Consider the following 12,507-nt stretch of genomic DNA (forward strand, 5'->3'; position numbering starts at 1 on the left):
ATGATCACAAGCAGTGAATTTGAATTGTCCGGAAAACTGGCCTTGGTAACAGGTGGAGGCTCCGGACTAGGGCTTTCTATCGCTCAAAAATTCGTTACATATGGCGCCCGCGTAGTTATTGCAGGCCGCCGGGAAGATGTTTTGCAGGCTGCTGTGGCCAAGCTCGGCGCAAATGCAGCTTATAAAGTGTGTGATCTCTCACAGCTTTCCGGAATAGGAGCTTTGGTGGAAGGTGTGGAAAAGGATTTTGGCGAGATTGATATCCTGGTGAATAATGCGGGTATCAATCTGAAGAAAAATGTGCTGGAAGTGAGTGATGAGGATTTTGCTGAAGTGGTGCGCACGAATCAACTTGCCGTTTTTTCTCTCACGCGGGAAGTGGCTAAAAAAATGACGGACAGAAAACGGGGCAACATTATTATGATCAGCTCCATGGCCTCGCAGTATGGTATTCCCAAGGTGATTGCGTATACAGCAGCAAAATCTGCGGTGGAAGGAATGACCAGGGCACTGGCAGTTGAATTGTCGCCGCTGGGGCTTCGTGTCAATTGTATTGCGCCGGGGTTTATAGAAACGGATATGTCTGCCAAAGCATTGAACAACGACCCGGAAAGGAAAAACCGCGTACTAAGCAGAACACCTATGCAACATTTAGGCAAACCGGATGATATAGGACTGGCAGCTGTATTCCTTGCTTCCGACGCCGCGAAATATATCACCGGAGTAGTTCTGCCAGTTGATGGCGGAAATTCAATCGGATTCTAAATCGTCTAAATATAATTCCACATGAATAAAAAGAAGAACCCGGAAAAGGAATCTTCCCGCAGGAAATTCCTTAAAAATTCTCTCAAAGGTGCTGTTGGTACGCTAGCGTTAACCAACTTCCCTACCATTGTTCCCGCCCATGTGGTGAGTGGCCCGCTGGCTCCCAGCAACCGCATCAATGTTGGATGTATCGGTAACGGACGTATTGCCCGTGAACATGATATGCCCGGTGTATGGAAACATGATGTAGCCCGCATTATTGCTGTATGTGATCTGGATAAGAACAGGCTGCAGTCTGCTCAGAAACTCGTAACAGATTATTACACTAAAAAAGGGCAGGCTTCCTCTGATGCGGTTAAAATGTATGACGACTACCGCGAGCTTTTAAATAATAAAGACATAGATGCCGTTACCATCAGTACGCCTGATCACTGGCACGTGTTGCCAGCTATCCATGCTGTACGTGCAGGAAAGGATGTATATCTTCAAAAACCTGCATCGCTCACTATTTCGGAAGGAAGGGCATTGAGCAATGAAGTACATAAATCCGGCCGTATTCTGCAAATAGGCAGCCAGCAACGTTCCATGCCACAGTTCAAAAAAGCCTGTGAGCTGGTGCGTAACGGGCGCATCGGGAAACTGCATACGATTTATGTTGGGCTGCCGATCGATAATCCAGCAGAAAGTACAGTAGAAACAGATATGCCTATCCCCGCAGGATTGAACTACGAAAAATGGCTGGGAGAAACGCCTTATGTTCCTTACACTTTGAAGCGGGTACATCCAACCAATGATTTTTCAAGACCGGGATGGTTGCGTTGTGAACAATTTGGTGCCGGTATGATCACCGGCTGGGGTGCTCACCATTTTGATATTGTGAACTGGGGTATGGGTACTGAATATACCGGGCCTATTGAAATTACCGCCAGCGCTGAGTTTCCGCCTGCCGGAAATCTTTGGGATGTACACGGGCCATTCAAATCTGAAAACCTGTACGCCAATGGTGTGAAGGTATTGGCCAGTAACAGTTATCCCAATGGCGTGAAGTTCATTGGTTCTGAAGGATGGATCTTTGTTTCCCGCGGCAACTATTCTGCTACAGCAAACGATCCCACTTCTGCAGCGAAGAATAGCAAAGCGCTGGATGCAAGTGATCCACGTATTTTATCTTCCGTGATAGGACCGAATGAAATTCATCTGATAGACAGTAAAGACCATCATGGTAACTGGCTGGAATCTGTTATCAGCCGGAATCCTCCGCTGGCGCCGATTGAGGTAGGGCATAGGGCTTGTACGGTTTGCCTCCTGAATCATGCAGGCATGAAACTGAAACGGAAATTATATTGGGATCCGATCAAAGAAGTGTTTAAAAATGATGATGAAGCGAATGCGATGCTGACCCGTCCGCAACGTTTTCCTTATGCATTAGATTGATCTCTTTTATAGCATACATTAGAAAAGGGCTGTTCTGAAAATTTTCGGGACAGCCCATTTTCTTATATTTGATATCATGACAGCCCGGGACCTTATTCATCTTCGTCTTCATCATCAACTCCTTTCTCAAACAACCGCCACTTCGGTTGCTGATGTGGTTACACATCTCTGTGCCATGCAGGCGCAGGATTATGCTGGTGCAAAATGGTCTATAGGCCTGCGTTTACCGGGGATCACAGATGCAGGTATTGAAGCGGCCATCTCTGCAAAATCTATTGTACGCGCAACTACTATCAGGGGCACCTTACATTTTGTTTCGCCGGCAGATATACGCTGGATCAATGCATTTGTACGGCCACGTATTGTTTCAAAATATGCAGGGCGTTATAAACAATTGGAGCTTGACGATGCCGTGGTTACGAAAAGCAATATCGTTTTTGAAAAGGTATTGGCAAAGGAAGAGCTGACACGTAAAGAACTTGAGGTGTTGCTCGTAAAAAATGGCATCGTGGTTACGAATGAAAGGATGAATCATTTCCTTAGCCGCGCTGCATTAGACCAGGTGATCTGTTGTGGTGCTCGCCGGGGTAAGGAATTCACCTATGCATTGCTGGATAGCTGGGCGCCTTCTTCTCCAGCCATCACTGCTGAAGAGGCAAGGGCGAAATTAGCGCTGCGTTATTTTACAGGGCATGGGCCCGCTACAGCAAACGATTTTGCTTCATGGGCAGGATTGACGTTGGGTGAAGCAAGAGCGGGTTTGGCATCTGTTGCCGGAGAGCTTTCTTTACTCACTTATAATGATACGGAGTATTGGATGAAACCCGCAAGTGGGCCTTACAAAAATACTTCCGGCGTTTTTCTATTGCCGGGGTTTGATGAATATTATATCGGGTATGAAGACAGGTCGCTGATTGTAGATGAGGACCGTGAAAAGAAATTAATTCCTTTGAATGGGATCTTCAGTCCTACTATTGTAGTGAACGGAAAAATAGAGGGTACCTGGAAACGGACGGTGAAAAAGAATGTAATGCAAATGGAAAGCGCTCCTTTCCAGCCATTCAGTGATGCCCGTCAACAAGCTATGGTTAAGGCATCCAAGCCTTTTTCGAAGTTTATGGAACTACCAGTTGAATGGATATAGATCTTCTTTTTTAGACAATACGAGTAGTTCTTGGTAATCTACCGGTGTCCTCCAAAGTTTTTCCAGCCGGTCCATCTGCTCCTGCAACCTTTCTGTTTTTTCTAATAGCGGCTGCTGCTTTGTGGCGAGACGCTTTTTCATTTTCTTTAGTTCTTTGCGAAGCTTTTTCATCTTTTGAATTTCGGGATATTTTGCTAAATACTATTTAACAATTATTTTTGATATATGTCCACAAACCAGCTTCCCCGGAATGCTTCCACTGCCTGGCGATTAAAGGCAATTTTTACCGGCTCTATTGGCAACCTGGTTGAGTGGTATGATTGGTATGCCTATGCAGCCTTTGCCATTTACTTTGCGCCGGTATTTTTTCCAGAGGGTAATTCCACTGTACAGTTATTGAATACTGCTGCCATCTTTGCTGTAGGTTTTCTCATGCGGCCCATTGGTGGCTGGTTATTTGGGAGTATTGCAGATAAACAGGGGAGGAAAGCATCCATGACCTTATCCGTGTTACTGATGTCTTTCGGTTCCATGATGATTGCCTTCACACCATCCTATGAATCCATTGGTATGGCTGCGCCCATACTTTTGTTGCTGGCAAGGCTTTTACAGGGATTGAGTGTGGGTGGTGAATATGGTACTTCTGCAACTTACCTGAGTGAAGTGGCCTCCTCAGACAGAAGGGGATTTTTTTCCAGCTTTCAATATGTGACTTTAATCGGCGGTCAGTTATTCGCATTGGGGATCCAGTTGTTGTTGCAGAAAGTTTTTCTCACGCCGGCTGAATTAAGTGAATGGGGGTGGCGTATTCCTTTTGTGATCGGTGCATTGCTGGCGCTGGTGGCTTTATACCTTCGCCGGAATATGCATGAGTCTGTAGACCTGCATGATAAAAAGAAAGAACGCGGTTCCGTAATGGTGTTACTGAAGAAACATCCGCAAGCGGTGTTAACCGTAGTGGGACTAACATTGGGCGGAACGATCGCGTTTTATACTTACACTACTTACATGCAAAAGTTCCTGGTGAATACGGTGAAGTTATCCAAGGAACATTCCACGATCATTTCTTTTTCCCTGATGCTGATCTATGCCTGCTTGCAACCTGCATTCGGATGGCTGTCAGATAAAGTTGGTCGAAAACCTTTGCTGGTGGGGTTTGGCGTGTTGGGTACATTATTGACTGTTCCCATCCTTACTGCAGTGAGTGAAACTACTTCGGCCTGGAGTGCCTTCTTCCTCATACTGATGGCATTGTTAATTGTGAGCGGTTATACTTCTATTAATGCGGTGGTGAAAGCAGAATTATTTCCTGCGGAAGTGAGGGCTTTGGGTGTTGGTTTACCCTATGCATTAACGGTAGCCATTTTTGGCGGAACGGCAGAATATCTTGCGCTTTATTTTAAGAACATCGGGCATGAGTCCTGGTACTACTGGTATGTAACGGCATGCATCTTTGTGTCGCTGTTAGTATATATTACTGCAAAGGACAGTCAGAAGAATTCCTACATGGATAAAGAACAATTATAAACAACATCACTATGTTTCCTTTTCGTGGAATGCCCTATGGTTATCCTCCCGGGTTTTGTTATCCGCTTACGGAGATCTGCATGTACATCCTGTTCCTGTTATGTTGCCGGCATGCCTGGAAAAAAGGGCCAGGCAGTATGGCTTACTTGTTGGGTGGATTAGGGTTCGGATTATTATTGGAGTATGTGAATGTATCCAGCAGTGGGGCTTATGTGTATGGTAAGTTTATGGTAATGTTCGGCACAGCACCTAACGATATTCCTTTATGCATTGGTATGGGTTGGGCCGTGATCATGTATACCGCACGATTAATTACAGATGCTTTAGGTATTCCGCTCTGGGCAGCCGCGGCTATCGATACTTTACTGGCTATCAATATTGACCTGAGTATGGATGTGGTGGCTTATCGTTTACATATGTGGCATTGGGATTGGGAAGGCCGCACGACTGTTGCAGATTCTTTAACCGGCCAGTGGTTTGGTATTCCTTACGGGAATTTTTATGGCTGGTTGCTGGTGGTGTTCTATTATTCCGTGTTTGCGCGGTTACTGGAAAAAAACCGCTGGACGAAATTCACCGCTTGGCGTATTGCTATTCCATTATTGTCCATCCTCATTTCGCAGGTGGCATTGTATATTTCTTTATTTCCTTTGGCGGACTGGTTGAAAACTTTTGGTGTAACAAGCATGCATCGTTTTGTGGCCTTGCTGGTGGTGTTTTCTGTAATGGCTATTATAGGGTTTAGAAGGCGGATTAACGTTAGTGCTTCCCGCTTACCTTTGGTAACCTGGTTGGTGCCCGGCTGGTTCCACGTGTATTTCACCTGTTGGTTCTTTGCTGCGGGCTTTTATATGGAGAATAAGTGGATGACCTTCTGGTGCATTGTGAATTTGTGTGTGGGTGTGGTGATGCACATTTTATTACACAGGCATCTTTCCCGTAAATACAACAATCTTCCTTAATTTCGCAGGATATGTATTTATACATTAAAGCGCTTCATATCATTTTCATCGTTACCTGGTTCGCCGGGCTTTTTTACATTGTGCGATTATTTGTTTATCACACGGAAGCACAATCTGCTGAAGAACCCCGCCGCAGTATTTTACAGGAACAGTTTAAGATCATGATGAAGCGGTTGTGGTATGGGATCACCTGGCCATCTGCAGTGCTCACCCTGATCTTCGGACCCTGGATGGTTATTTTGCTGGGAGATATTCCCGGTTGGTTATGGGTAAAACTTGTTTTTGTATTAGGCCTCTACATTTACCACTTTATACTACATGGGATCTTCAAAGGATTTTTAAAAGATCAGTTCCGTTATACTTCTACACAGTTAAGGGTATGGAACGAAGTAGCCACTATTTTTTTAGTGGCCATCGTTTTTCTTGTTGTGCTGAAAAGCTTGCTGAGCATGGTATGGGCACTGGTTGGGCTGGTTGCTTTCACCGGTGTGTTGCTCATTGCAATACGTTTGTATAAAAAGGCCCGTGAGGCCCGCGAGAAAAAATCTTCTTAATCTTTTTTACCTAAACTCAGTTGCAGAGATACGCCTGCAGAACTGAGTTTTACTTTTCCTTCTCCCACTCCGTTCAGCGGAACTTTCACATAGGGTTGTAATCCCCATTTCAATCTTCCTGATGTTTTTCTTTCGTACGTAACACCGAGGTTAAGTACGGAAAAATAATGTTGGTTTTGATTGCTGAATTCGCGGGTGCGTTTGGTATTGTTTGCCCAATAATAATCATACTTTTCTTTCAGCATGAAATATGAGGATGCTCCGGCCATAGCACTCCAGCTGCTCTTCGGACGATCGAGGAATGTATAGTTTACATTCAAAGGAACATCCAGCACATTACAATCCGCATCGATCTTTACATAGTTGGTGGGGTAGGTGAATTGATAATCTTTGGGCGTGGCGCCGTATACTTTTTTTGCGTACACTGCGGCTACACTCAGGCTGAGGCGGTTATTCACATGATAGCGCAAAAATAATCCGCCGTTGAAACCAATTTTTCCCATTGTGAAAGAAGGGGCGATATTATAATCAGGGCCGAGGGTAATACCACCATCGAATCCGGATTTCTTCTTTTTAGCTTTTTTCGTATAGTTATTGACGGTAGTATCTGTGTGTATGTTAATTACCGGTGAGTTATTCACATTGGCCGGTATGGAAGTTTTTTGCAGTTGGTTAAATGGTATTGGTTGAATGTCGTAACGCAGTGGGGTTGATTCTTCGGGTGCGATTGTTGATTCTTTGGTTATTGCTTCGTTGGTGGATGTTTGTGTTTGTTCCTTTGATGGGTGTGTTGTTTTTTTATTGGACGCGAAATTGGGCACGGTAGTTTTTTCTGAAGATGATGCGTTTGTTGTTTTTTCTGATAGCGATGTATTTGGTGTTTTTTCTGTTGGTATTATAGTTGCTTTTTCTGAAGGCGTTGCTTCGTTGGTGTGGCTTAGTTTTTCTGATAACGGTGTTGCCTCATTTTTTTCAGAAGAAGGTGATGTTACTTTATCAGTTCCGGTAACAGCCGGTGTATGCACATTATTTCCCCCTGCGATATTCTCAATCGGCACTTTTTGCAACGCGGTGGACTGGTCTTGCTGGGCATACCACCACCAGCCGCCTCCGCCAAGCAGAAGAAGCAGGAGGAGCCCGGAAGTCCACCACCAAAAAACGGGACGGCGCTTATCCGAATCGTCCAGCCGCTTTTTCATATCATCCCAAGCGGCGGGATCGAAGGGGATATCTACCTCCTCCAGTTTTTTACGAATGCTATTTTCAAATTGTTCACTCATTTTTGCATTGTTGCGCCGATCTTGCCGGCGTCATTATTTTGAGACGTTATTTCTTCAATTTTCGTTTTCAATATTCTTTTTGCTTTGAACAAATTAGACTTGGAGGTACCTTCAGAGATACCCAAGAGGTCTGCAATCTCCTGGTGTTGAAATCCTTCCATAACGTATAGGTTAAAAACGGTCTTATAAGCGGGAGGTAAGTCCTGTACAAGTTGGAGTATTTCTTCATAGGCAAGTTTGTCCAGCGCTTTATCATCATGCACCCCGAGATCATAGGCTTGTGTAATATCTTCAGAAAACGATATTTTCTTTCTGCTGCGTAAATGATCTATTGCCGTATTGGCCATGATCTTACTGAGCCAGCTTTTGAAAGGTCGGGATGTATCGTAAGATTGTATATGGTTAAAAATTTTCAGGAACCCATCGTTTAAGATTTCAATCGCCTCGTCCTTGTTAGATGCATAACGCAAACAGATAGCCATGGCATATCCAAAGAATTGCCGGTAAAGTGCTTCCTGGCTGCTACGTTTCAATTGGCGGCAACCTTCGATGATATCTGCTATGTCCTGCACTGTTTTTTTGCTATCTTAACTTACCCTGGAAAATCTCCTTCATTGAAAATCCTCCTCTCTCCATAAGTTACCGAATCTTTTTTAAAGGTTTAGATGTTGTTCTTCGCTTCACATCTTTTACGTGTTTCAATTCATAGAAGTTGCCTTGGATGTGGAAAAATTAAGTTTTTTCACCTTCGTAAAAGCCATTTTCCACTGTTTCTTCAAAAACCCTCTTTTTAAGCCTTTTATTGATTTTAGGGCGATTTTGATACTAGTACTTTACCTAAGTGGAGATCGTTGAAATTTGAGGGTGTTTTTATTTTGTTGATTTTCAATTAGTTATGATAAAAATAGAAAAAGCACCCTGTTCGGGTGCCTTTTCGTTTTATGTGCTGCAAGATTTTTTATCTGCCCATGAAAACCATGAGAATTTGTACATCGCTTGGATTGACTCCGCTGATCCGGCTCGCTTGTCCTAAAGTGCGCGGTTTGATGCGGGTGAATTTTTGCCTTGCTTCGTTGGAAAGTGAAACGAGTTTTGTGTAATCGAAAGAATCAGGGATGATCAGATCTTCCAGTTCACTCATCCTTTTTACCAGTTCATTTTCTTTTTCGATATAGGTATCGTACTTCACCTGGATTTCTACCTGCTCCAAAACTTCTCTGCTGAATCCGGCGAGTGCATTTCCTACTTTTCCGATCTGCTCTTTCATAGACATAATATCCAATCCGGGGCGCAATAATATCTGATGTGCTCTTTGTTTTTCCTTCAATGGGGAAGAACCATTTTCCTGTAACCAGGCATTCATTTCTTCCGGTTCGAGTGCTAATTCCTTCAGGATGGTTTTTACCTTGTCAACTCCGGAAAGTTTTTCCCTGGTTTTTTGCATCCTTTCTTCTGTAGCAAGGCCTAATTTATAGCTCTTTTCAGTGAGGCGGAGGTCTGCATTATCCTGGCGGAGCAGTGTTCTGAATTCCGCCCGGGAGGTGAACATGCGGTAAGGTTCGTCTGTTCCCTTGTTGATCAGGTCGTCAATTAACACGCCGATGTAGGCTTCGCTGCGTTTGAGTACCAATGGTTCGAGGTCTTTTGCTTTCTGATGAGCATTGATCCCGGCCATTAATCCCTGGCAGGCAGCTTCTTCATAACCCGTTGTTCCATTGATCTGACCGGCAAAAAAGAGGTTGGATACCTGTTTTGTTTCCAGTGAAAACTGTAACTGGGTAGGTGGGAAGAAGTCGTATTCGATGGCATAGCCCGGGCGGAAGATCCTTACATTTTCAAAACCGGGTACTAATTGCAGTGCTTTCAGCTGCACTTCTTCCGGTAAAGAGGTGGAAAATCCGTTCACATAGATCTCTACTGTGTTAAAACCTTCCGGTTCTACGAACAATTGATGGCGTTCTCTTTCTGCGAAACGGTTGATCTTATCTTCAATGCTAGGGCAATATCTTGGTCCTGTTCCCTGAATTCTTCCCTGGAACATGGGTGATCTGTCGAAACCGGTGCGGAGGATATCATGTACCTGTTCACTTGTGTAGGTGATCCAGCAGCTTCTTTGTTGGGAAGGTTTGATCTTTTCCACATCCATATAAGAGAATCCAACGATCTCCTCATCTCCTTTTTGTTCTTCCATTTTGGAATAATCCAGGCTGCGGCCATCCACACGGGGAGGGGTTCCTGTTTTGAGACGGTCACTTTCAAAACCCAAGGAAACCAATTGTTCTGTGATTCCGGTGGCTGCTTTTTCTGCTACCCTTCCTCCGCCGAACTGTTTATCGCCGATATGGATAACACCATTGAGGAAAGTACCGTTGGTAAGTACAACAGATTTTGCCTGGATTTCATGTCCGAGGCCGGTTATTACACCATGGCAAACACCATTTTTAATAAGTAATCCTTTCACCATATCCTGGTAAAAGTCTACGTTGGGGGTATTTTCTAATGCTTCTCTCCATTTTGCAGCGAAGAGCATGCGGTCGTTTTGTGTTCTTGGGCTCCACATGGCTGGGCCTTTGCTCCGGTTCAGCATCCTGAACTGGATCATGGATTGGTCTGTGACGATGCCGGAGTATCCACCGAGGGCATCTATTTCGCGTACAATTTGTCCTTTAGCGATACCACCCATGGCAGGGTTGCAACTCATTTGGGCGATTGTTTGCATATTCATGGTTACGAGCAACACACGGGAGCCCATGTTGGCTGCAGCAGCTGCAGCTTCACATCCGGCATGTCCGGCACCGACAACAATAACATCGTAAGAAGGGAACATTATGAAAATTTTGAGAGTGCAAAGTTAAGTATAAAGATTGATGGGAGGGGCTTAAAACAATCTGTTTATCAGGGGGTGTTGTTTTTTCCAGGGGAATTTAGGAGGAGGTATTGCTGAGGGTGGTGTATTTGGGTGAGTATGTTTTTGCATGTGGGTGTTTTGGAGGGAGGGGTTATAGTTTTTACTGAATTGTTTTGTTTTTCTGAGGGAGCCTTTTCAGGAAAGATGGAAAGGGTTAGGGTAGTTTTCACTCGAATTGGCTTGGTGAAAAGTAGCTTTTTAGAAGAGGGAGTATGCTCAATAGTTTCCTTTCTGGGGGAATTATTCGAGAAAGAGGGATACAGGTATTGCGGAGAGTTCTGTAAAAGGAGTTTAGAAGGTGATACTATGACTGGTTCGATGGTGCTATTATCTATATTTTGATTATAGAAGCAAGGTGTTTTTAGAGTTAGAAAGGGATTGTTTAAAGGAGGAAGTAAAATAAAACTGATCCTTTACACAGCGGATTCATTTAGGGAAAGCCGTTTTTGGCTAAAAAAATAGGCTAAGCAAATATGAGAAGGAGGTTTTTTTCACAGAAAGAGGAATTAGAAAGAGATCGTTTGAGGGAAGAAGTAATTGAATTTGGTTCTTTATACAGTGAATCTATTTAAGAAATGCCGCTTTTTGGCTAAAAAGAAGGTTAGTTAGGTATGCGGAACGCTGTTTATGAAAGGACATAAGGGATCTTTTTACATGGGGTTTGGTATTAGAGGAAGGGCTTTTACATAGAACCGGAGATAAACAATGCCTTTTGTGAATGCTTTGAGAATTCCAGAAGCTGATTTTTAGAAAGGATTGTATGAAATAAACCTGCGTCCTTAAGGTTCTTGAGGACAGATCTATTTAAGCAATTCTTCTTTCTGCGGAAAATGGGAGGATAAAGGATGAGGTGGGTAGATACATGGGAAGGTGTTTTGAGAAAAAAAAGTAGTAAGCCTGATTTTCTCCAAAGATTGATATTGATTAAGGAGCATTCTTTCTTTAAACGGGTAAACGAGAAAGATCTTTTAGGGGGAAGTTTAGAAGAGATGGAGGATGAATTACGGGAAAGACAGTATTAAGGAAGTACCTCTTTAGGGCTCTTTGTAGTGGATTCATTTAAAAAGAACATTTTTCTTTTTGGAATGGCATAGAAAAAAGGAGGAATAGGTAGGGAACCCGGAGGTGTTTTTTGATATAGACGAAGAAGGGAAAACTTGATTTTCTATAAGATTGGAGGATAAAGTAGTCATTTCCCCTTTCTAAGAGGTGGGAGAAGGGTAGGTTTCAAGGAAGATCAGGGTATCTGGAGCGAAAACTATTAGAAGGAAGAGGGTATATAAAGCCGTTTTTCCTTAGAGATTTTGTTCGTTCAAGTGTGTCTTAGATAGAAGGGAATAGGGGACAGGCTTTTTTTTGGTATTTAATGGTATTGCCCTAGGGGTTACTAAGGATAAAGTAAAAACAAGCTGGCCTCTTTTCAGGCGAATTAGTGAAGAAAGCTTCTTTTATAAGAAAAGGGTAAATGGGAGGTATGTTTTTAAGTAGGATTTAAAAGCATTGTGAAGAAATCATGGTTAGGAGAGGTAGATGGAAGTTGTTTTGAATAAAGCTAATCCCTCACCAAGAGAAAAATATCCCTATTTTCATTATGCTAAGGCAGATGTTCCACGTGGAACATCTATAAAAATGAGTACTTCATGTGGATTCCCCTCTACTTAAGACGATTTCAGCGGTAAATGGGCACAGAGAAAAATTCCAAATGGGAAAAACCTAAGTCTATAATAGCTCATCCAAGATCAGGTAGACCTTCTAAAGCCAGTTTTCCTCACAGAAATACTAAAGAATCAACAAATAAAGAGGAAATTAATCAAGAATGAAGGGAACCGGTACACAAATAATGGAAAGCTTGGGGGATTTTGTATCAAAAGGACTCCAAAGAACTATTAAAGGATTAGTAATCTAAAAAGGAAGGAATTTAATCATTTTAGTA

At 43.3% G+C, this 12,507-nt stretch carries 10 protein-coding genes; 6 read left to right on the forward strand and 4 right to left on the reverse strand.

The annotated features are described in order from the left end of the window. From AAHN97_RS24995 to AAHN97_RS25005, 3 genes are all read left to right on the forward strand, one after another. Positions 1-765, forward strand: coding sequence for an SDR family NAD(P)-dependent oxidoreductase (locus tag AAHN97_RS24995; RefSeq protein ID WP_343304818.1), 765 nt, complete (start codon positions 1-3; stop codon positions 763-765). Between the two features lie 21 nt (positions 766-786). Then, on the forward strand, positions 787-2,199 hold the full coding sequence (locus AAHN97_RS25000) for a Gfo/Idh/MocA family protein (RefSeq protein ID WP_343304819.1): 1,413 nt from the start codon (positions 787-789) through the stop codon (positions 2,197-2,199). Positions 2,200-2,275: 76 nt separating this feature from the next. Further along, positions 2,276-3,343 (forward strand): winged helix DNA-binding domain-containing protein, encoded by a 1,068-nt coding sequence (locus AAHN97_RS25005; protein WP_343304820.1) that lies wholly within the window; start codon positions 2,276-2,278, stop codon positions 3,341-3,343. On the opposite strand, the gene AAHN97_RS25010 is transcribed toward AAHN97_RS25005, so the two are convergent. Beyond that, the gene (locus AAHN97_RS25010) at positions 3,323-3,514 is read right to left on the reverse strand and encodes a hypothetical protein (RefSeq protein ID WP_343304821.1); all 192 of its coding nucleotides are present in this window, start codon (positions 3,512-3,514) and stop codon (positions 3,323-3,325) included. The two genes, AAHN97_RS25005 and AAHN97_RS25010, sit on opposite strands and share 21 nt — an antisense overlap. A gap of 54 nt (positions 3,515-3,568) precedes the next feature. On the opposite strand from AAHN97_RS25010, the gene AAHN97_RS25015 reads away from it, so the two are divergent. The 3 genes from AAHN97_RS25015 to AAHN97_RS25025 are packed head-to-tail and all read left to right on the forward strand — an operon-like array spanning position 3,569 to position 6,386. Beyond that, positions 3,569-4,870 (forward strand): MFS transporter, encoded by a 1,302-nt coding sequence (locus AAHN97_RS25015; RefSeq protein WP_343304822.1) that lies wholly within the window; start codon positions 3,569-3,571, stop codon positions 4,868-4,870. An 11-nt stretch (positions 4,871-4,881) separates the two neighbouring features. Beyond that, the gene (locus AAHN97_RS25020) at positions 4,882-5,832 is read left to right on the forward strand and encodes a carotenoid biosynthesis protein (protein ID WP_343304823.1); all 951 of its coding nucleotides are present in this window, start codon (positions 4,882-4,884) and stop codon (positions 5,830-5,832) included. Between the two features lie 11 nt (positions 5,833-5,843). Next, complete coding sequence (locus tag AAHN97_RS25025; protein WP_343304824.1) at positions 5,844-6,386, forward strand: CopD family protein; 543 nt, start codon at positions 5,844-5,846, stop codon at positions 6,384-6,386. On the opposite strand, the gene AAHN97_RS25030 is transcribed toward AAHN97_RS25025, so the two are convergent. The 3 genes from AAHN97_RS25030 to mnmG all read right to left on the reverse strand — a co-directional run bounded on the left by AAHN97_RS25030 (position 6,383) and on the right by mnmG (position 10,493). Continuing rightward, positions 6,383-7,666: an outer membrane beta-barrel protein gene (locus AAHN97_RS25030; RefSeq protein ID WP_343304825.1), complete on the reverse strand. Its 1,284-nt coding sequence runs from the start codon at positions 7,664-7,666 to the stop codon at positions 6,383-6,385. The genes AAHN97_RS25025 and AAHN97_RS25030 overlap by 4 nt on opposite strands. Continuing rightward, positions 7,663-8,238 carry an RNA polymerase sigma factor gene (locus AAHN97_RS25035; protein WP_343304826.1) on the reverse strand — a complete coding sequence of 192 codons (576 nt, stop codon included), beginning with the start codon at positions 8,236-8,238 and terminating at the stop codon, positions 7,663-7,665. The genes AAHN97_RS25030 and AAHN97_RS25035 overlap by 4 nt, the downstream gene beginning before the upstream one ends. Positions 8,239-8,624: 386 nt before the next feature. After that, entirely contained in the window at positions 8,625-10,493 is a 1,869-nt protein-coding gene (mnmG, locus tag AAHN97_RS25040; protein WP_343304828.1) for a tRNA uridine-5-carboxymethylaminomethyl(34) synthesis enzyme MnmG, read from the reverse strand. Between the last annotated feature and the right edge of the window lie 2,014 nt (positions 10,494-12,507).

Origin of the sequence: Chitinophaga niabensis (genome assembly GCF_039545795.1) — a bacterium.
GTDB lineage: Bacteria > Bacteroidota > Bacteroidia > Chitinophagales > Chitinophagaceae > Chitinophaga > Chitinophaga niabensis_B.

Coding starts and splice junctions, on each gene's coding strand:
- mnmG (WP_343304828.1), bottom strand. CDS start 10,493: ATGTTCCCTTCTTACGATGTTATTGTTGTCGGTGCCGGACATGCCGGA.
- AAHN97_RS25005 (WP_343304820.1), top strand. CDS start 2,276: ATGACAGCCCGGGACCTTATTCATCTTCGTCTTCATCATCAACTCCTT.
- AAHN97_RS25015 (WP_343304822.1), top strand. CDS start 3,569: ATGTCCACAAACCAGCTTCCCCGGAATGCTTCCACTGCCTGGCGATTA.
- AAHN97_RS25000 (WP_343304819.1), top strand. CDS start 787: ATGAATAAAAAGAAGAACCCGGAAAAGGAATCTTCCCGCAGGAAATTC.
- AAHN97_RS24995 (WP_343304818.1), top strand. CDS start 1: ATGATCACAAGCAGTGAATTTGAATTGTCCGGAAAACTGGCCTTGGTA.
- AAHN97_RS25030 (WP_343304825.1), bottom strand. CDS start 7,666: ATGAGTGAACAATTTGAAAATAGCATTCGTAAAAAACTGGAGGAGGTA.
- AAHN97_RS25025 (WP_343304824.1), top strand. CDS start 5,844: ATGTATTTATACATTAAAGCGCTTCATATCATTTTCATCGTTACCTGG.
- AAHN97_RS25020 (WP_343304823.1), top strand. CDS start 4,882: ATGTTTCCTTTTCGTGGAATGCCCTATGGTTATCCTCCCGGGTTTTGT.
- AAHN97_RS25010 (WP_343304821.1), bottom strand. CDS start 3,514: ATGAAAAAGCTTCGCAAAGAACTAAAGAAAATGAAAAAGCGTCTCGCC.